The following is a 19,016-nucleotide window of genomic DNA, read 5'->3' on the forward strand; positions in this document are numbered from 1 at the left end:
CATCTCGGTTGAACAGCGCCCACCAAGGTGGGCGGCTACCGGTTATTGGGTGCCCGACATCCCCAGCTGCAGGTCAACCACCTTCCAGCGCAGGCCCTGTGGTTCCAGCACCACCTTCAATGGTGGCTGGCCCGGGCCACGATCGACGTCGATGACGAAGCGGTCCAATGCTTCGAAATGGTGCTTGGCATGCTTCAGCGGCCGCGCCGGTTCGGTCGGGCCGAATGCATCGCCACCCTGCAGTTCATTGCGGCCACGCTTCCACAGCACATGGCCCTGCAGCATCGCGCCGATACCGGTCGGGGTCACCATGGTGTCCACCGCTGCACCGCCCAGCTGGTCACCCAGCCCGTAGAGCAGCGCACCGAACGGGCTGGCTGCTACATCCGGGCCTGCCTGGCGCACCAGGTAGTCGTTGAGCTGGGCGCGCACGCTGCTGCGCACCCGCGGGAAGTCGACGTAGCGCTCCAATCGGGCGGTGTCGCGCTGTTCGATGGCCTTGGAGAGGCCATGCACGGTCATGTACGGGCCGCCAAACCACCAGGCGGCCAGCGCCAGGACCAGCAGGACCACGAGTGCACTGAGCTTCTTCATATCGGCCAGACTGCCGCAACTCCGGCAGCAACGGGTGAAGGCTCAGTGACTGGGCGAGCCGCGGCCGTCCCCGAACGCGTCCACCAACTGTTGGCGTTCGGCTGCCGTCAGCGCTTCCAGGCGCGTTGCCAGTACTTCATCCAGGCTCTGCGTGCGGGTGGTGCCGAGGATGCCGCTGGCCACCCCGGGATGGCCCAGGGCGTAGGCAAACGCGGTCTGGGCGGGGTGCTGGCTGCGGATGGCGGCGATGGCGTGGCGCATCCGGCGCGCGCTGCGCATCAGTTGGCGGCTGCTGGGCTTGAGCCAGGCTCTGGCCAGATACCAGGCGTCGGCCGGGCGCGGCAGGCGGGCCCGTGAGGGCAGCAGATGGCCCTGCGCCAGCACGGTACCGGCCAGCACGCCGATGCCTGCTGCCTGCAACTGGTCGATGAGGGGTTCACGGTCCTGCTGCAGGGCGTTGTAGTCAAGAAGCACCACGTCGAACAGCGTGGGATGGTCGATCATCCAGCGCAGGGTCGAGGCCGTGTGCGTATTGATACCGGTGTGCCGGATCAGCCCGCGTTCGCGAAGTCGTTGCAGTGCGGCCAGCAGGTCATCGTTGATGTCGTGCTGGCTGGCACCGTGCAGCTGGTAGATATCGAGGTAATCCAGGCCGAGGTTGCGCAGCGAGGCTTCGCAGCTGGCGGTAATGGCTGCCGGCGAGAAATTGCGCTGCTCGGCGCCGCTGACGCCGGCCTGGCCGGTCAGCGTGCCGCCCTTGCTGGAGATCACCAGCGACTCGCGGGGGTATCGCTTCAGCAACGGGCGCAGGATGCGGCCCAACCGCGGCTCGGCGTGGAAGCCAGAATAGTTGTGGCCGGTATCCAACAGGTTCACGCCCTGTGCCAGTGCATGCTCGACCACGTTCGCGGCTGACTGTTCCGGGAAGCGGCGATGCCCCCAGAAGCCGGAGCAGCCCAGGCCCACCGGCGAAACCGCCAGGCCGGTGCGGCCCAGCGTGCGGCGTTGCCGTGCCAACGGCATCAGAATTCCAGGTCCAGCGCCGCGCACAGATAGTCGACGAACGGGCCGAGCGCGGCCAGATCCTTGCCCAGCGTGGACAGCAGTCGCGGGCCGGTCATGGTGGCGTCGTCCAGCGAGCGCCACATCACCCAGTTGCGGTGCTTGAGGTCTTCGATGAATTCGAAGTCGGCCGGGAAGCCGCGCGGCGGCCGCACCAGTTTTTCGCTCTCCTCGAAGTCGAAGCGCTTGCGCAGAACCGGTGCATGCGCCGCGGCCTTCCAGCTGCCGGGGTTGTCGAGGATGAAGTGGCGCACGCGGCGCTGGGTTTCCGGCTCCGGATGCCACAGGCCGGCACCGACGAAGCTCTCGCCCGGCTGCAGGTGCACATAGAACGATGGCGCGGCCACTTCGCGGCGGCGCTCATGGAACAGGCGTGCACCCTGCCAGGTTTTGTACGGCGACTTGTCGTTGGAAAAGCGCGCATCGCGATGGATGCGGAACAGCGAGCCGCCGACGCCGCGGGTATCGGCGCGGAAGTGCTCGCTGACCTCGGTCAGGGCCGGCTGCAGGTCGCCCAGCAGGCGCAGGAACGGCTGCCGCACGTGGTCTTCATACTGCTGGCGATGATCGTTGAACCACGCCTTGTCGTTGTGCCGCGCCAGGCTGCGCAGGAACTTGAAGCTGGCGTCCGAGAAATAAGTGCTCACAGGGTCTCCTGCAGGTGCTGGCCCCAGTCGCGCAGCGATTGCAGCAGGGCCTGGCGTCGCGCGTCGTCGGGCGCTTCGGCAGCCAGTGCGTCGAGCTGCTGCTGGTACTGGGGCAGGTTGAGTTCGCCCAGGCCGCCATCCCCGAGCAGGCGCTGGCGGCGGTAATCCTGCCAGCGCTGGCGTTCACCCGGTGCGAGGCTGTCGGGATGGTTGCGCGCACGGTAGCGGAACAGCAGCTCCGGCAATCGCGGGTCGCGGAAACGGCCCTCGAGCGCTGCCAGCTGCTCCGGCACGGTGGTGCGCGCCAGTGCGAGCAGTGGCTTGTCGCCGGCCCCGAGAAAGCCGTCGTACAGCGAGGCATCGACGTCGGCCACGCTGTCCACGCGCGGCTGGTTGTAGACCTGTCGTGCCTTCTCCGCCAGCTGGGGGGCGAACGCACGCAGGCGTTCGGCCCTGGCCTCGATCGCGGCCACGTCCAGGCCGAGCCGTGCGTGGTCATCGGCGCGCAGGTGGTTCCAGGCGATCAGCGCCGGCACCTTGTTCAGTTGCACTTCCTTCAGGGGAACCCGCGTCGCGCCCTCGGGTAGCTCGCTGGTGCGCATGTACAGGCGCTGTGCGATCACCTCGGCCGGGAGCTCCAGCAGGTCGTCGATGTCACCCTCCAGGTCGAACACGATCACCCGGTTGTTGATGGTGGGATGCATCGACAGCGGCAGCACCGGTGCCGCGCACAGGCGGCTGGCCGGGTAGCGCATGGAAATGTGCAGCACCGGCTTCATCGCGGCCACGTCCAGCAGGCTGCCGACGAAGCGCTTGTCGCGCAGCTTCAGGGCGTAGTCCCACAGGCGCGGCTGCGACTGCTTGAACAGGCGGGCCATGCCGATGGTGGCGCGCACGTCTGAAAGTGCTTCGTGCGCATCGCCTTCGCGCACGTTGTTGGCCTCGGCCAGGTGCTCGAGCTTGAACGAGGTGGCGCCATCCTCGCGCAGCGGCCATTGGATGCCATCCGGGCGCATCGCGCGCATCAGCCGCAGCATGTCCAGCAGGTCCCAGCGCGAATTGCCGTTGCGCCACTCGCGTTCGTACGGGTCGTGGAAGTTGCGGAACAGCCCGTAGCGGACGAACTCATCATCGAAGCGCAGCGTGTTGTAGCCCAGTGCGCAGGTGCCCGGCCGCGACAGCTGTTCATTGATGCGGTCGAAGGCTTCGGCTTCGCTGATGCCTTCGGCCAGTGCCTGCTGCGGAGTAATGCCGGTCACCAGCGTGGCCATTGGCGAGGGCAGCAGGTCATCGGCCGGGCGCACGAAGAAGCTGACCGGGGTATCGATCTCGTTGAGGTCGGCGTCGGTGCGGATTGCAGCGTACTGCGAGATGCGCGTACGCCGCGGGTCCTGGCCGAAGGTTTCCAGGTCGTAGAACAGGAAGCTGTCGGCCATCAGTGCGCGCCCTCCAGGACCGGGAGCTGCGCATGGATCTGCGCTTCCAGTGTCGCCCAGTCGATGTTGTCCAGTGAATCGTGACCTGCGGTGGCCGCCACCAGCATCCCGCGCTGCAGTTCGGTGCGGTGCAGGGCCTCGGCGTAGGGCGTGTGCAGGAAGGTGACCATGGTGTAGTGCGGCACGAAGCGGGTCGGCCAGCGGCGCTGCAGCTCCTGTTCCAGTTCGCGCTGCAGCAGGAATGCAGGGTCGGCCACGCGGTCGCGCATCTCCAGGTAGTTCTCCAGCGCCATCTGCTGGATGGCACGTGCATTCGGCTTGCGTTCGGCTTCGAACGCGGCGAACGCAGCTTCCAGATCATCGGCCTCCATCAGGTGACGGGCCAGCGCAACACAGTCCTCGAACGCGCAGTTCATGCCCTGGCCGTGGAACGGCACCATCGCATGTGCGGCGTCGCCGATCAGTACGGCACGGCCCTGCTGATGCCAGCGCTCCAGCGTGAGCGTGCCAAGCAGGCCCGGCGGGTGCTGCTCCCAGTCCGCGCGCAGGTTCGTGATCAACGGCAGGGTGTCGGCGAACTCGCGCGCGAACAGCGCCTCGGCCTGTGCGCCGGTGTTGACCGTGGCAAAGCTGGGGTCGCCCTGGTTGGGCAGGAACAGGGTGACGGTGAAGGTGCCTTCGTGGTTGGGCAGGGCGATGCACATGTAGTGGCCGCGCGGCCAGATGTGTAGTGCGTTGCGCTCGATGCGGAAGCTGCCATCGGCGGCCGGCGGAATCTCCAGCTCCTTGTAGGAGTGGTCGAGGAAGGCAATGTCCTCGCCCAGCGGCGCACGGCGGTTCATCGCCGCGCGCAGCGCCGAGCCGGCACCGTCGGCGCCGATCAGGGTGTCGAAGCGGATGTCGTGCGGGCTGTCGTCGCGGTCATCGATGAAACGCGCGTAGCCGGCATCAAAATCGACGGTGTGCAGGCGGCGATGGAAGTGCACGGTGGCGCCGGCCTGTTCGGCCAGTTCCAGCAGCGTGGTGTTCAGGTCGCTGCGGTGGATCGACCAGATCACTTCGCTGTCGTCGCGGCCGTAGCGCTGCAGCTGCGGTTCACCCTCGCGCGGGTGCACCATGCGTCCGCGCATCATCACCGCGCGCGCCATCACCTCGTCTTCCACGCCCGCCTGACGCAGTGCGTTGCGCCCACGCTCGGCCAACGCCAGGTTGATCGAGCGGCCACTCTCGTAGTCGGCCACGCGTGGATCGCCGCGGCGTTCGTACAGGGTGATGCGCCAGCCCTGGCGTGACAGCAGGATGGCCAGCAGGGACCCGGCGAGGCCGGCACCGATAATGCTCAACGAGCGGGAAGCGTGTGCGATCAACGAACTGTCCAGCAGTAGGGGAGGGGCCGGCTTAGAGGCCGGCCCAGGCTTCCACTTCCTCGACGAAGTGGTGCACGTCCAGGTAGCGGTTGTAGAGCGGGGTGGGCGAAATGCGGATCACGTCGGGCTCACGCCAGTCGCCGAGCACGCCGATGCCGCGCAGGTGTTCGAACAGTGCGCGGCCACGTTCGCGGCCACCGATCACACGCAGCGACAGCTGGCAGCCGCGGCGTTGCGGGTCGGCCGGGGTGATGATGTCCAGCACCTGAGGCAGGCGCGCGCGCACCAGCGCTTCGAGCATGCCGGTCAGCGCCAGCGACTTGCTGCGCAGCGATTCCATGCCGGCACGCTCGAACAGCTCCAACGAGGCACGAAGCGGCGCCAGGCCGAGGATCGGCGGATTGCTCAGCTGCCAGCCTTCGGCACCGATGGCCGGGGTGAACTGCGGTGCCATCTGGAAGCGGGTGGACTCTTCATGGCCCCACCAGCCGGCAAAGCGCGGCAGGCTGGTGTCGCGATGGTGGCGCTCGTGCACGAAGGCGCCGGCCACCGCGCCCGGGCCGCTGTTGAGGTACTTGTAGTGGCACCACACGGCAAAGTCCGGCGCCACGTCGTGCAGGCGCAGCGGCAGGTTGCCGACCGAGTGCGCCAGGTCGAAGCCGATGCGCGCGCCCTGCAGGCGCGCGGCACGGGTGATCGCATCGAGGTCGAAGGCCTGACCGGTGCGGTACTGCACGCCCGGCCACAGCACCAGCGCCAGGCGCGGGCCGTGTTCGGCGATGGCACGTTCGATCGCCGCCAGTGAGATCGTGCCGTTGGCCTCGTCCGGCTGTACTTCCACCAGGCACTCGGTGGGGTCGAAGCCATGGAAGCGGATCTGCGCCTCCACCGCATGGCGGTCGGTCGGGAATGCACCCGCCTCCATCAGGATCACCGGGCGCTCGGCCGTGGGTCGGTAGAAACTGACCATCATCAGGTGCAGGTTCACGCTCAGCGTGTTCATCGCCACCACTTCGCTGGGCAGCGCACCAACCACGCGGGCCAGCTGCGCGCTCACCAGGCGGTGGTAGGACAGCCACTGCGTCGGGCCGGTGAAGTGGCCTTCCACCGCCAGCTCGCCCCACTGCTTCATCACTTCCTGTACGGCCGCCTGTGCGCCGCGCGGCTGCAGGCCCAGCGAGTTGCCTACGAAGTAGGTCTGCTCACCGCCACCATGGCGCGGAATCAGGAATTCACTGCGCAGCGGGCGCAGCGGATCGGCGGCGTCCAGGGCGATGGCGTGGGTGCGGCTGAGCAGGTCGGACATGGTCGGGCAACAGGCTGCAACGGGACCGCCAGTGTAGCGCCTGGGGCATGGCCCGGTAGCGGCCAGCCCAACACCAGCACCGCATGATCCGGTAGCCGCCAACCCTGGTTGGCGCACGTACAAGCAAGCGCCCACCAAGGTGGGCAACTACCGTTTGATGGCTCAGCCTGCCGCCGGCGCCGGCAGCGGGTCCACGTGCCCGCACGCACTGCAGGTGCGCAGCTCCAGGCTGGCGTGGTAACGCGCGAACACCTTGGGCAGGTCGGTTTCGATGTTCTGCAGCGGAAAGTACTCTTCGTGCAGCTTGTGGTTGCAGCGTTCGCAATGCCAGATCACGCCGTCCATCTCATGCGGAAGGCGTTTGCGCTCGACCACCAGGCCGATACCACCGGGCGGGCGCCGCGGCGAGTGCGGAACCTTCGCCGGCAGCAGGAAGATCTCGCCGGCACGGATCGGAATGTCGCGCACCGCGCCGTCTTCCTGCACCTTCAGCACCATCTCGCCTTCGAGCTGGTAGAACCACTCCGGGCCTTCGTCGTAGTGGAAGTCGGTACGCGAGTTCGGCCCGCCGACCACCATCACGATGAAGTCGCCGTTGTCGATCATCTTGTTGCCCACTGGCGGCTTCAGCAGGTGGCGGTGTTCTTCGATCCAGGCGTGCAGGTTGATCGGCGAAGCGAGCATGGTGGTCATCCGTAAGGGATCAGTCGCGCTTGCCCTTGCGCGGGACGTAGGACAGGGCCTTTTCGTAGGCCGGCTGCAGTTCTTCCTGCGAACCGACGTCGATGCCCATCTCGCGCACGCGCCCGTCCTTCAGGCTGTAGACCCAGCCGTGCACCATCAGCTTCTGGCCGCGGGCCCAGGCGTCCTGCACGATGGTCGAGCGGCACAGGTTGGCCACCTGCTCGATCACGTTCAGTTCGCACAGGCGGGCGTGCTTGAGCTCGTCGGTCTCGATCGCATCGAGGATGCCGGTGTGCTTCTGCATCACGTCACCGACGTGGCGCAGCCAGTTGTCGGCCAGGCCGACACGGGTATTGTGCAGGCAGGCGTGCACGCCGCCGCAGCCGTAGTGGCCGACGATCAGGATGTGCTTCACCTTCAGCTGGTCCACTGCGTACTGCACCACGCTCAGGCAGTTCAGGTCGGTGTGCGCGACCACGTTGGCGACATTGCGGTGCACGAACACCTCGCCCGGTGCCATGCCGATGATCTGGTTGGCCGGCACGCGCGAGTCGGAACAGCCGATCCACAGGTATTCCGGATGCTGCTGCTTGGCCAGCTGGTGGAAGAACTCCGGATCTTCCTTCTCGATCCGGTCCGCCCAGTCGCGGTTGTTCTGCAGCAGCTTGTGGATGTCTTTCATGTTCGGGTCCCTGGCGTCGGGTGGTGGCGCGCCGCAGCCGTCCGGCTGAGTCGTCGCGGGAATCTGGTGCGTTCAGTCGCTGCGGGCGGCCTGTTCGCGGTGCCAGCGCATCCACTGCGCCAACTCGGTGGAAGAGGGGGTGCCCAGCTGTTCCAGTTCGGCGATCACTGCGCGCTGGTTGGCATCGGGATGGTTCTGGCTCAGCTTGAGCTTCAGCTGCACCTGCTCGACCTGGAAACGGAAGCCGACGATGGCACGCAGCTGCGGGCCGTGTTCGGCACGCGTGGCATCGAACTGCCAGGCCTGGCCGACACTGGCTTCGAAGCGGTCGCTGATCGCACCGACCAGGTCGGCCAGCGCATCAGTATCGTCGAAGGTCTGCAGCTGGCCACGCAGCTCGGCAGCGGCGTAGTTCCAGGTGGGTACCCGCGCAGCAGGCTCCTTGTCCGGATACCAGCTGGCCGAGACATAGCCATGCGGGCCGTCGATCAGGACCTTGGCCGCGCCGGCATGGCGCGACTGCGGATTGGCGCGGGCCCAGTGACCGCGCAGCTCGATGCGCTCGCCGTCACGCCGGTACAGCACCGGTATCCGGGTCAGCTCCGGCAGGCCATCGCTGCCGGGGGTGAGCACGGTGACGAATGGATCTCGCGCCAGCAGGCGGTCCAGCCAGAGCAGGTCAGTCTCGGCGAATGCGCGTGGGGTGAACATGCAAGGGTCAGGCGCGCCCGCCCAGCGATTGGATCATGCGGCCGCGCAGGCCTTCATCGCTGTCGGCCTGCGGTGGCTGCACTTCGTGCAGGCTGAAACCGCGCAGCAGCGCGTCCTCCTCATCCAGGCCGTCAAATTCGACGAACTCGGCGTCGAACAGCTGCGAACGGGCGGTGTCTTCGCTGTCATAGCTCAGCGTGTTGCCGTCGCTGTCGAGAACCTCGGCAGTGCCGGCCGGGCGAACGCGCAGGCGCGCCCAGATCAGGGTGTTGCCGAGGCTGGCCAGCCACCAGCTGTCGCGCGAAGCGGAGAGGTCATTCATGGTTGTGTTACCAGAGCGAGGCCAGCCAGAGCAGGGCAGCCATGCCCAGTCCGGCCAGCAGGGTCAGCAGCGATACCCAGGCCGGCGTCGCCAGCCCGGACAGCGAGCGGTCAGGCTGCTGGCGATAGTCACGGCGCAGCAGCCAAGCCAGGGCATCGGGCTTGAGGAAGGCGCCGCTGCCGAAGCGCTCGGCCAGCGCCGGATGGCGGTCACGCACGTGCACCAGGGTCAGCGGCCAGAAGATCACGAAGGCACTGAACCCGGCCACTGCAACGCCGACGAAACAGAGGGCGAAGAACAGGGTCATGGGAGCAGTACCTCCGTGGTCGAGTAGGGCTTAGAAGTCCGCGCTGCCCGGGGCGCGCGGGTAAGGGATCGCATCGCGGATGTTGGACAGACCGCAGACATACACCACCAGGCGCTCGAAGCCGAGGCCGAAGCCGGCGTGCGGCACCGAACCATAGCGGCGGAAGTCGCGGTACCAGCTGTAGTGCTCACGGTCCAGGCCGAACTGGGCCATGCGCGCGTCCAGCACGTCCAGGCGCTCTTCGCGCTGGCTGCCGCCGATGATCTCGCCGATGCCCGGGGCCAGCACGTCCATCGCGGCAACGGTCTTGCCGTCGTCGTTCAGGCGCATGTAGAAGGCCTTGATGTGCTCCGGATAGTTGGTCACCACCACTGGGCGGCCGACATGTTCCTCGGTCAGCCAGCGCTCGTGCTCGGTCTGCAGGTCCAGGCCCCATTCAACCGGGAAGTCGAACTTCTTGCCGGACTTCTGCAGCAGGCTGACCGCATCGGTGTAGTCGATGCGCTCGAACGGCGCATTGATGAAGTCTTCCAGCTTGGTGATCGCGTTCTTGTCCACGCGCTCGGCGATGAAGGCCAGGTCGTCGCTGCGCTCGTTAAGCACCGCGCGGAACAGGTACTTCAGGAATTCTTCGGCCAGGCGCGCGTCTTCGGCCAGGTCGGCGAAGGCGATTTCCGGCTCGATCATCCAGAACTCCGCCAGATGGCGGGTGGTGTGGCTGTTCTCGGCACGGAAGGTCGGGCCGAAGGTGTAGACCTTGCTCAGCGCCAGGCAGTAGGCCTCGACGTTCAGCTGGCCGGACACGGTCAGGAAGGTTTCCTTGCCGAAGAAGTCGCGGCTGAAATCGATGGCGCCCTTCTCGTCACGCGGCAGGTTCACCATGTCCAGGGTGGACACGCGGAACATCTGGCCGGCGCCTTCGGCGTCGGAGGTGGTGATGATCGGGGTGCTGATCCAGTTGAAGCCGTTCTCGTGGAAGAAACGGTGCACGGCCTGGGCCAGGCAGTTGCGGATGCGGGTGACCGCGCCGAACAGGTTGGTGCGCGGGCGCAGGTGTGCCACTTCGCGCAGGAACTCCGGCGACATCGGCTTGGGCTGGATCGGGTAGGTGAGCGGGTCTTCGACCCAGCCGACCACTTCCAGTGCGTTGGCCTGGATCTCGAACGACTGGCCCTTGCCCTGCGACTTCACCAGGGTGCCGGTGGCGATGACCGAGCAGCCGCTGGTCAGGCGCTTGATCTCATCGAAGTTGGCCAGGCTGTCGCCGGCCACGACCTGGATCGGGGCGAAGCAGGAGCCGTCGCTCACATTCACGAAAGCCAGATTCGCTGAACCGCGCACCGTGCGCACCCATCCGCGTACCGTGACTTCGCCGCCTTCCGGGATCTTCCCGGCAAGCGCATGTTCAACGCTGACCACCGTCATGACTTGAATCCTCTGCTGATCGACTCGATCTGTGAACACGGGAGTTTACCGGTTGCAGCGTTCTGCTTGCGAGGCATTTTTCGTGGCAACGGCTCCTTATAATGTCCCCGTACCTCTGGAGTAGCCCCATGGCCGTCAGCCTGACCCCCATTGCCTTCGAGCGCGTGCAGCGCTTTGTCGCCCAGACCCCCGGCGCGCTGGGCCTGCGTTTCGGCGTGACCAAGACCGGCTGCTCGGGCTGGGGTCACATCACCGACCTGGCCCGCGACGAGCGCGAGGGCGATACCGTGTTCGACCAGGACGGCGTGAAGATCTACGTCGATGCCAAGAGCCTGGCGCTGGTGGACGGCACCGTGATCGACTTCGGCAAGCACGGCCTGAGCGAAACGTTCACGTTCAGCAACCCCAACGCCACCGCCGAGTGTGGCTGCGGCGAAAGCTTCACCACCGACGCCGACAAGGCCTGACGGCCGGTTCTGGCGTCCGCCGCTAGCGGAACCTGCTCTGGTAGATGCCGACCTTGGTCGGCAGGGAAGGGATCCACGGATGGAACGACCGCTTTTCATTTATCACCCCAACGCCTACGCCCTCTCCTTCGAAGAGGTCGACGGGGTCTGTGACTGCTGCGGTCAGGCGCGGACACTTCAGTACCGGGGGCCTTTCTACACGTGCCTGCGACCGGAGTATCTGTGCCCATGGTGTATTGCCGATGGCAGGGCGGCGGCCAGTTACGAGGGTGAATTCACCGGCTGGAGCGATATTGAAGGGGTATCCCCGGATCCAGCCGACCCGCCGCCAGCCATCGCCCGTGAGCTGCTGCTGGAGATCTGCGAGCGCACCCCGGGCTACTCGTCCTGGCAGCAATCGGTCTGGCTGAGCCATTGTGAACGACCCTGCGCCTTCCTCGGCTTTGCCGGCAGCGAGGACCTCCTGCCCATCCTCGACCAGGTCCGGCCGGACGTGGCCGAAGTCAACCCGCGCGACGCCGACTGGGTGCTGGCGCACCTGAGCCGGGACGGGATGATGGTCGGCTGCCTGTTCCAGTGCCTGGAATGCGGCCAGCATCGCCTTCACGTCGACCTGGGGTGAATCCAGGCGGATTCGTGGACTGTGCCGGGCTCCGGTAGCGGCCAACCTTGGTTGGCATGAAGGCTGCCCCCCGGTTCAGGTTGCCCTGTGACCCGCCGGTTGCCCGGCCACCCCATCTGCGCCATAATGCGCGGCTTCCTGCCTCCCTGGCGGGAATCCTTGCCCCACCGCGGTATCAACGGCGGGGGGCTGTCCGGCCGCAAGGCCACATCCGAAAGGTAGAAAAAACATGAGTCGTCATTACGAAATCGTGTTCATGGTCCATCCGGACCAGAGCGAGCAGGTCCCGGCCATGATCGAGCGCTACAAGTCGCTGGTCGAGAACGGCAACGGCACCATCCACCGTCTGGAAGACTGGGGCCGCCGCCAGCTGGCTTACCCGATCCAGAACCTGGTGAAGGCGCACTACGTGCTGCTGAACATCGAAGCCGACCAGGCCGTGCTGAACGAGCTGACCGAAAGCTTCCGCTTCAACGACGCCGTGCTGCGCAACCTGGTCATCAAGCGTGACGAGGCTGACACCGAGCAGTCGCTGATCATGAAGAGCAAGGACGAGAAGGGCGACAAGCCCGAGCGTGGTGAGCGTCGTCGTCGTGATGACGAAGAAGGCGAAACCACCCCCGCCGCTGACAACGATGCCGGCGACGACGCCGCTTCGGCCGCCTAAGGAGCACTGACATGTCCAAGTTCTTCCGTCGCCGCAAGTTCTGCAAGTTCACCGCTGAAGGTGTCAAGGAGATCGATTACAAGGATCTCAACACCCTGCGCCAGTACCTGACCGAGAACGGCAAGATCGTGCCGAGCCGCGTCACCGGTACCAAGTCGAAGTACCAGCGTCAGCTGGCGACCGCCGTCAAGCGCGCTCGCTTCCTGGCCCTGATCCCGTACACCGACAACCACGACGTCTGATGCCGGCGGGGCGGCCCGGTGCCGCCCCCGCTGTGCCAGCTATTCGGACAGCCCTAGTTGCGGGGCCCAGCCTCGCTAACGAATAACTTATCTGGAGCAATACCATGCAGCTGATCCTTCTGCAGAAAGTCACCAACCTCGGCAACCTGGGTGACCTGGTCGACGTGAAGCCGGGCTACGGCCGTAACTTCCTCGTGCCGCAGGGCAAGGCCGTGCCGGCCACCGAGAGCAACAAGGCCGAGTTCGAAGCCAAGCGTGCCGAGTACGAAGCCAAGGCCCAGTCGATCCACGCCGACGCTGAAGCCCGCAAGGCCAAGCTGGAAGGCGCGAGCGTCACCATCGCCGCCAACGCTTCGACCGAAGGCAAGCTGTACGGCTCGGTCGGCGCCCGCGAAATCGCCGATGCCTTCACCGCTGCCGGCCTGCCGGTCAGCAAGAGCGAAGTCATCCTGGGCGAAGGCGCCTTCCGCAACATCGGTGAGTACGACGTCCTGGTGCACCTGCACGCTGACGTTGAAACCACCGTCAAGGTTGTGGTCGAAGCCGAAAAGGCCTGATCCCACGCCGCAAGGCCTGGTATCACCGCAGAACGGGCGCCCGCGAGGGTGCCCGTTTTGTTTTGTGCGGAGGTCCGATCCGTGGCGCTGGACGATGCTCGGCCGGCGCCCCCGGCCGGGCAATGTTCCACGCCCATTCGTAGAACACGGCCACATCGGTATACTCAGGGCGTCACATCCGTTCCACGGCCAGCGATCCCAATCGGATCAATGACTTGGAGGGTAAACGCAGGCCGCTCGCCGGCCCCAGTCCGGAAACCCTATGCGTCTTTCCACGATCAAGCTGTCCGGCTTCAAGTCGTTCGTCGATCCGACCACCCTGCACCTGCCGACCAACATGACCGGCGTGGTAGGGCCCAATGGCTGCGGCAAGTCGAACATCATCGACGCCGTGCGCTGGGTCATGGGCGAAAGTTCGGCCAGCCGCCTGCGTGGTGACTCGCTCACCGACGTGATCTTCTCCGGTTCCAATGCCCGCAAACCGGTATCGCAGGCCACCGTCGAGCTGATCTTCGACAACTCCGACCACACGATCTCCGGCGAGTACGCCTCGTTCAACGAGATCTCGGTCAAGCGTACGGTCAGCCGCGACGGCACCAGCAACTATTACCTCAACGGCACCAAGTGCCGCCGCCGCGACATCACCGATCTGTTCCTCGGCACCGGCCTGGGCCCGCGCAGCTACTCGATCATCGAGCAGGGCATGATCAGCCAGATCATCGAGGCGCGCCCGGAAGACCTGCGCGTGTACCTGGAAGAGGCCGCCGGCATCTCCAAGTACAAGGAGCGCCGCAAGGAGACCGAGACCCGCATCCGCCACACCCGCGAGAACCTGGACCGGCTGGGTGACCTGCGCGACGAGATCGGCAAGCAGCTGGAGCACCTCAAGCGCCAGGCCAGGCAGGCTGAGCAGTACCAGGCTCTGCAGGAAGAGCGCCGGGTCAAGGATGCCGAGTGGAAGGCATTGGAGTTCCGTGGCCTGGATGGACGCTTGTCCAAACTGCGCGAAGGCCTGTCGCAGGAAGAGACCAAACTGCAGCAGCTGATTGCCGACCAGCGCGACGCCGAGGCGCGGATCGAGACTTCCCGCGTGCGCCGCGAGGAGGCTGCCGACGCGCTCAATGCCGCGCAGGCCGAGGTCTACCAGGTGGGCAGCACGCTGGCCCGCCTCGAACAGCAGATCCAGCACCAGCGCGAACTGTCGCAGCGCCTGCACAAGGCGCGCGATGAAACCCGCCAGGCACTGGCCGAGCTTGGCCAGCACATCAGTGGTGACGAAGCCAAGCTGATGGTGCTGCGCGAAGCGGTCGATGCGGCCACCCCGCAGCTGGAAGAACTGCAGGAAGAGAACGAGATCAAGCAGGAAGGCCTGCGTGAGGCCGAAGCGCGGTTGTCCGATTGGCAGCAGCGTTGGGAGCAGCACACCTCGCAGAGCTCGGAAGCCTCGCGCGCTGGCGAGGTCGAGCGCACCCGCGTGGACTACCTGGACAAGCAGGTCCTCGATGCCGACCGTCGTCGCGAGGCGCTGGCGGCCGAACGCGCGGGGCTGGACGTGGACGCGCTGGAAGAAGCATTCGAGCAGCTGCACCTGCAGCACGACACGCAGAAGACCGCGCTGGACGAGTTGAGTGAAGACGTCGAGCTGCGCAAGCAGGGCGTGGCGGCGGTGCAGGAGCAGCAGCGGAATGGCCAGAACGAACTGGCCGAACTGCGCAAGCAGGCCAACGGCCTGCGTGGCCGGCTGGCCTCGCTGGAGACCCTGCAGCAGGCCGCGCTGGGCCAGGAGCAGGGCGCTGCCGTGGCGTGGCTGAAGGCGCGTGGGCTGGATTCGGCGGCGCGTGTCGGCGAACGCCTGGACGTTGATGCCGGCTGGGAAAATGCGGTGGAAAGCGCGCTTGGCCAGTTGATCGAAGGCGTGCTGGTCGACGATCCGTCCAGCCTGGTCGATGCACTGGGTGAGCTAGGCGAAGGCCGCATCGCGCTGGTTGCCAATGACGGTGCGGACCTGAAGGTTGCGCCGACCTCGCTGGCTGCGCGCGTGCGGGGCCCGGCGCCGATCCGGCGCCTGCTTGCGCGCCTGCACGGTGCGCGCGACCTGGCCGAAGCCAATGCACTGCAGGCCAGCCTGCCTGAGGGTGATTCCATCATCACCCAGGGCGGTGAACGCTTGGGCGAAGGCTGGGTGCGCGTATCGCGCTCCGGCGCCGCCCAGCAGGGCGCGCTGCTGCGCGAACGCGAAATCAACGAACTGCGCGAGCAGATCGAGCAGCTGCAATCGCGCGAAGCCGAACTGGAAGAACAGCTGGCCGGTTTCCGCGAACACCTGTTGGCCGCCGAACAGCAGCGCGAGGATGCACAGCGCGCGCTGTACCTGGCGCACCGCGCTGTGTCCGAACTGGCTGGCCAGCTGCAGGGCCAGCAGGGCAAGGTCGAGGCGGCACGCACACGCATCGACCGCATCGAAGGCGAGCTCAGCCAGTTGCTGGAGACCCTGGACATCAATCGCGAGCAGGCGCGTGAAGCGCGTGCGCGGTTGGAGAATGCGGTCAACAGCATGGGCGACCTGGAGTCGAACCGGCAGGGCCTGGAGGGCGAACGCCGTCAGTTGACCGAGGCGCGCGATCTGGCCCGCGACGCCGCCCGTGCGGTACGCGAGCGGTCGCACGCGTTGGCCCTGACCCTGGAATCGCAGCGCGCCCAGGTGGCCTCGTTGAGCCAGGCGCTGGAGCGCATGAGCACCCAGCGTGGCCAGCTGGATTCACGCCTGGGCGAACTGCACTCGCAGCTCGATGAGGGCGATTCGCCGGTCGAATCGCTGCAGGCCGAGCACCAGAACGCGCTGGAAGAGCGCGTGCGTGCCGACCGTGTGCTGACCGAGGCGCGTACGCTGCTGGACGGCATTGATGCCGAACTGCGCAATTACGAGCAGACCCGCCACCAGCGCGACGAACAGGCACTGGCCCAGCGCGAGCGTATTTCCCAGCGCAAGCTGGACCAGCAGGCGCTGGTGCTCAGTGCCGACACGCTGCAGGCTGCGGTGGAGAAGGCCGGTTTCGTGATGCAGGATGTGCTCAACGCGTTGCCCGAAGAAGCCCGCCTGGGCGACTGGGAGCAGGCCGTGCACCAGATCGACGGCCGCATGCGCCGGCTGGAGCCGGTCAACCTGGCTGCCATCCACGAGTACGGAGAGGCCTCGCAGCGATCGGAGTACCTGGACGCGCAGCATGTTGACCTGACCACCGCTCTGGAGACCCTGGAAGATGCCATCCGCAAGATCGATCGCGAGACCCGCGGCCGCTTCAAGGACACCTTCGACCGCGTCAATGCCGGCGTGCAGGCCCTGTACCCGCGCCTGTTCGGTGGCGGCCATGCCTACCTGGAACTGACCGGAGAAGACCTGCTCGACACCGGCGTGACCATCATGGCGCGCCCGCCGGGCAAGCGCGTGTCCAGCATCTCGCTGTTGTCCGGTGGCGAGAAGGCGATGACCGCGGTAGCGCTGGTGTTTGCCATCTTCCAGCTGAACCCCGCGCCGTTCTGCCTGCTGGACGAGGTGGACGCGCCGCTGGACGAGGCCAACGTCGGCCGCCTGGCCAACATGGTCAAGGAAATGAGCGAGAAGGTGCAGTTCCTGTTCGTCAGCCACAACAAGGCGACGATGGAGGCTGCGCACCAGCTGTCGGGCGTGACCATGCGCGAGCCGGGCGTCAGCCGCCTGGTCAGCGTGGACCTGGAAGAAGCCGCACGATTGGCGGGCGCGGCCTGACGTGCCATCCTAGTTACCTGAATGAACTAGCCGGAGAACCTATCGAATGTCCGACACGGCACTGTTGCGCATCGGCATCCTGGCCGCCGGCCTGCTGTTGATCGCCGCGATCTTCCTGTTTGGCCGTCCGAAAAAGAAGCCCCAGGGGCGCCGCGTGGAAGGCGCGGAACCGACCAGCGGTCAACGCCGCGAGCCGGTGCTGGGCGATGACGGCGTCCCCGTGGCCGATGGCCGCATTGAACCGGGAATGGGCGGGGAAGGCGAGCAGGCCGAACTCGGTCTCCCCGACACCGATCTGGGCGCAGCCAGCGACCTCGGCAAGCGCGCCACCCAGGATTTCGACAAGATCGTTTCGCTGCTGGTGGCGGCCCGCGCCGGCGAGCAGCTGCGCGGGGAGGACATCGTAGTGGCCGCCGAGAAGACCGGCCTGGTCTTCGGCCATATGAACGTGTTCCACCGCCTGGTGGAGGGCTATCCCGAGCGCGGACCGATCTTCTCGATGGCCAGCGTCATCAATCCGGGCAGCTTCGACATGGCCAACATCCGCGCCATGGAAACTCCGGCCATCGCCTTCTTCCTGACCCTGCCGGCACCGCTGACCGCGCTGGATGCCTGGGAGAAGATGCTGCCGACCGTGCAGCGCATGGCCGAACTGCTCGACGGCGTGGTGCTGGATGACGGCCGCAATGCCCTGGGTCGTCAGCGCATCGCACACATCCGTGACGAGCTGCGTGCCTATGATCGCCAGCACCAGGCACCGCCGCTGACCAAGACCCCGCGCTGGTAAAAGCGTTTTTTCCGGTGTGCCGACCAGCGGTCGGCACCCACCCCGACCAGCGGCCGGCATCCACCCGGATGGGGTTACGCCGGTACGCCGGCCACCTTCGCGAACGCCTGGCGGAACGCCGCCATTTCCTCTTCGGTACCGACGGTCACCCGCACGCGCTGCGGCCAGATCGGCCAGCTGCGACCGATCACCACGCCGTTCTCCGCCATTGCCTTGGCGAACGCGCCGCCGTCACGCTGGACGTCGACCACGAAGCAGTTCGCCTCCGAAGGCACGCAGTTGAAACCGCGCTTGCCGAGCCACGCGACGGTGGCCTGGCGTGCCTTGGCATTCTGCAGGCGTCGCTGCGGGATCAGCTGCGGATCCCGCAGACTGGACAGCGCCGCCGCCAGTGCCGGTACCGGTAGCGGGTTGTCGCCGAGGCTGGCCAGTTCACGCAGCCGGTCCGGATGTGCAGCGGCCACGCCAAGGCGCAGACCGGCCATGCCGTACAGCTTGGAAAACGTGCGCAGCACGATCAGGTCATCGCGCTGGGCCACCTGGCCGATCAGGCTGGGCTGCTCGCTGTACTGCAGATAGGCCTCGTCGACCAGTACACGGGTGGCCACAGGCTTGTTGGCCAGCAGCCAGGCGAGCTCGACCGGTGGGCTGATCGAGCCGGTGGGGTTGTTCGGATTGCACACGTACAGCAGCCCGGTCGGGTGCGCATGTGCGGCAGCAACCATCGCACGCAGGTCGTGCGCGCCGTCATCGCGCAGCGGCACCTTCTGCACGTGCGCGCCGTGTGCGGCGGCCACTTCGCCCAGCGTTTCGAAGGTCGGGTCGGCAACTACCAGTCCTGCCTGCGGGCCGGTCCACAGCGTGGCCGCACGATTCAGCGGTTCGCTGGAGCCGGGGTAGAGGCGCACATGATCGGCCGGGATGCCGGCCTGCCCGATGAAAGCGTCGCGCACCTGGCCCGCCAGCTCGAAGCGATAGCGGCCGCAGCTTGCGATGCTCTCGCGTGCCGCCTGCTGGGCAGCGGGTGAGGGGCCGTACGGGCACTCATTGAAGTTCAGCATTACCGCGCCCTCGCTGGGAGTCGGCGTTGCGGCCGCAGCAGGCTGGGCCTGGGCCAGGCGGGGCAGGCTGCTGCCGGCCACGGCAAGGCCGGCACCGGCCAGTTGCAGGAAGCGGCGACGGGAGGCAGGCAGGGTCACGGGCGGGGTTCCGAAGGTTGGCTGCTGCACGCTAGCGCTGGTGGGGGCGGGCGGCAAGCTGCTTTTTGTAGAGTCGAGCCGTGCTCGACTACAGATGTGCCAACCAAGGTTGGCACCTACCAGGGCGGGGAATGGTTGGCACCTACCGGAGCGGGGGAGTGGTTGG

Annotated in this window: 20 protein-coding genes; 7 read left to right on the top strand and 13 right to left on the bottom strand. The window is 66.6% G+C overall.

Annotated elements, in window-relative coordinates:
• Nucleotides 1-42 precede the first annotated feature (42 nt).
• From AC13GA_RS07895 to asnS, 12 genes are all read right to left on the bottom strand, one after another.
• On the bottom strand, nt 43-594 hold the full coding sequence (locus tag AC13GA_RS07895; protein WP_482997821.1) for a DUF2939 domain-containing protein: 552 nt from the start codon (nt 592-594) through the stop codon (nt 43-45).
• A gap of 42 nt (nt 595-636) precedes the next feature.
• Nucleotides 637-1,617, bottom strand: a complete 981-nt coding sequence (locus AC13GA_RS07900) for an aldo/keto reductase (protein ID WP_046982636.1) — start codon at nt 1,615-1,617, stop codon at nt 637-639.
• On the bottom strand, nt 1,617-2,303 hold the full coding sequence (locus AC13GA_RS07905) for a DUF2461 domain-containing protein (protein ID WP_046982635.1): 687 nt from the start codon (nt 2,301-2,303) through the stop codon (nt 1,617-1,619). Before AC13GA_RS07905 ends, AC13GA_RS07900 begins: the two co-directional genes overlap by 1 nt.
• On the bottom strand, nt 2,300-3,739 hold the full coding sequence (gene sbcB / locus AC13GA_RS07910) for an exodeoxyribonuclease I (RefSeq protein ID WP_337302662.1): 1,440 nt from the start codon (nt 3,737-3,739) through the stop codon (nt 2,300-2,302). Before sbcB ends, AC13GA_RS07905 begins: the two co-directional genes overlap by 4 nt.
• A complete protein-coding gene (locus AC13GA_RS07915; protein ID WP_046982633.1) occupies nt 3,739-5,106 on the bottom strand; it encodes an FAD-dependent oxidoreductase in 1,368 nt (455 codons plus the stop codon). Before AC13GA_RS07915 ends, sbcB begins: the two co-directional genes overlap by 1 nt.
• A gap of 31 nt (nt 5,107-5,137) precedes the next feature.
• Complete coding sequence (kynU, locus tag AC13GA_RS07920) at nt 5,138-6,412, bottom strand: kynureninase (protein ID WP_482997822.1); 1,275 nt, start codon at nt 6,410-6,412, stop codon at nt 5,138-5,140.
• A gap of 162 nt (nt 6,413-6,574) precedes the next feature.
• Nucleotides 6,575-7,096, bottom strand: a complete 522-nt coding sequence (locus AC13GA_RS07925) for a 3-hydroxyanthranilate 3,4-dioxygenase (protein WP_046982653.1) — start codon at nt 7,094-7,096, stop codon at nt 6,575-6,577.
• A gap of 19 nt (nt 7,097-7,115) precedes the next feature.
• The gene (gene can / locus AC13GA_RS07930) at nt 7,116-7,778 is read right to left on the bottom strand and encodes a carbonate dehydratase (RefSeq protein WP_014037740.1); all 663 of its coding nucleotides are present in this window, start codon (nt 7,776-7,778) and stop codon (nt 7,116-7,118) included.
• Nucleotides 7,779-7,850: 72 nt separating this feature from the next.
• Nucleotides 7,851-8,489 (bottom strand): FMN-binding negative transcriptional regulator, encoded by a 639-nt coding sequence (locus tag AC13GA_RS07935; protein WP_482997823.1) that lies wholly within the window; start codon nt 8,487-8,489, stop codon nt 7,851-7,853.
• 7 nt (nt 8,490-8,496) lie between these two features.
• Nucleotides 8,497-8,811, bottom strand: coding sequence for a hypothetical protein (locus tag AC13GA_RS07940; protein WP_426355589.1), 315 nt, complete (start codon nt 8,809-8,811; stop codon nt 8,497-8,499).
• Nucleotides 8,812-8,818: 7 nt separating this feature from the next.
• A complete protein-coding gene (locus AC13GA_RS07945; RefSeq protein WP_005417403.1) occupies nt 8,819-9,118 on the bottom strand; it encodes a hypothetical protein in 300 nt (99 codons plus the stop codon).
• A 30-nt stretch (nt 9,119-9,148) separates the two neighbouring features.
• Nucleotides 9,149-10,543, bottom strand: coding sequence for an asparagine--tRNA ligase (gene asnS / locus AC13GA_RS07950; protein ID WP_046982630.1), 1,395 nt, complete (start codon nt 10,541-10,543; stop codon nt 9,149-9,151).
• Between the two features lie 128 nt (nt 10,544-10,671).
• Here asnS and AC13GA_RS07955 point away from each other — a divergent pair, with 128 nt between their 5' ends.
• The 7 genes from AC13GA_RS07955 to zipA all read left to right on the top strand — a co-directional run bounded on the left by AC13GA_RS07955 (nt 10,672) and on the right by zipA (nt 17,651).
• Nucleotides 10,672-11,010 (top strand): HesB/IscA family protein, encoded by a 339-nt coding sequence (locus AC13GA_RS07955; RefSeq protein WP_006376495.1) that lies wholly within the window; start codon nt 10,672-10,674, stop codon nt 11,008-11,010.
• Nucleotides 11,011-11,089: 79 nt separating this feature from the next.
• Nucleotides 11,090-11,632 (top strand): CbrC family protein, encoded by a 543-nt coding sequence (locus AC13GA_RS07960; protein WP_136638264.1) that lies wholly within the window; start codon nt 11,090-11,092, stop codon nt 11,630-11,632.
• A 229-nt stretch (nt 11,633-11,861) separates the two neighbouring features.
• Entirely contained in the window at nt 11,862-12,299 is a 438-nt protein-coding gene (gene rpsF / locus AC13GA_RS07965) for a 30S ribosomal protein S6 (protein ID WP_006376493.1), read from the top strand.
• 11 nt (nt 12,300-12,310) lie between these two features.
• Nucleotides 12,311-12,541, top strand: coding sequence for a 30S ribosomal protein S18 (rpsR, locus tag AC13GA_RS07970; RefSeq protein ID WP_002804494.1), 231 nt, complete (start codon nt 12,311-12,313; stop codon nt 12,539-12,541).
• 104 nt (nt 12,542-12,645) lie between these two features.
• Nucleotides 12,646-13,098: a 50S ribosomal protein L9 gene (gene rplI, locus AC13GA_RS07975; protein WP_046982628.1), complete on the top strand. Its 453-nt coding sequence runs from the start codon at nt 12,646-12,648 to the stop codon at nt 13,096-13,098.
• Nucleotides 13,099-13,360: 262 nt separating this feature from the next.
• A complete protein-coding gene (gene smc, locus AC13GA_RS07980) occupies nt 13,361-16,864 on the top strand; it encodes a chromosome segregation protein SMC (protein WP_482997824.1) in 3,504 nt (1,167 codons plus the stop codon).
• A 46-nt stretch (nt 16,865-16,910) separates the two neighbouring features.
• On the top strand, nt 16,911-17,651 hold the full coding sequence (gene zipA / locus AC13GA_RS07985) for a cell division protein ZipA (protein WP_046982626.1): 741 nt from the start codon (nt 16,911-16,913) through the stop codon (nt 17,649-17,651).
• A gap of 74 nt (nt 17,652-17,725) precedes the next feature.
• Here zipA and AC13GA_RS07990 read toward each other — a convergent pair whose 3' ends face one another.
• Nucleotides 17,726-18,850 (bottom strand): pyridoxal phosphate-dependent aminotransferase, encoded by a 1,125-nt coding sequence (locus AC13GA_RS07990; protein WP_482997825.1) that lies wholly within the window; start codon nt 18,848-18,850, stop codon nt 17,726-17,728.
• Nucleotides 18,851-19,016 lie beyond the last annotated feature (166 nt).

This window comes from Stenotrophomonas sp. 22DLJC03, from assembly GCF_056861405.1.